Genomic DNA, 392 nt, shown 5'->3' on the forward strand with positions numbered 1-392 from the left:
TCACATTGGCTGTCATGGCGTCGTGGCATGAGGGCATGTTTGGGTTATGAGACATCATCCAGTAAGCGAGTGCAGTTTTAAAGGAGATTACAGGATCTGTCCCGACCAGATCGGGATTTGCTAGGAGGTCTTCTGGGATGCTGTCCCCTGCCGGGCCATAGTTGAAGTTGTACCCAATCTGCATAGCTCCTCTGGGATAGTATCTTTCACCTTCGACACAAGGGTACCGGTTGTTTGGAACGCAGTAGGAATTGTCACTGGCAAATGACTTGTAGCAATATCCCCATTCAGCTGCATTTGCATCATTGATGCGGGCTCCTGCAGTTTGGAATGCAGTTTGGGCAAGGAAAGCCGCAATCTCCCTCTTCATAACATCGATATCCCCCGTTGTC

Annotated in this window: 1 protein-coding gene; it reads right to left on the bottom strand. The window is 49.7% G+C overall.

Annotated features, from left to right (window positions below):
* Positions 1-392 (bottom strand): glycoside hydrolase family 19 protein (locus tag JMA46_RS16830; protein ID WP_282099625.1); only part of this gene is annotated, 392 nt, incomplete at both ends.

Origin of the sequence: Arthrobacter sp. E3 (assembly GCF_017353415.1) — a bacterium.
Classification (GTDB): Bacteria; Actinomycetota; Actinomycetes; order Actinomycetales; family Micrococcaceae; genus Specibacter.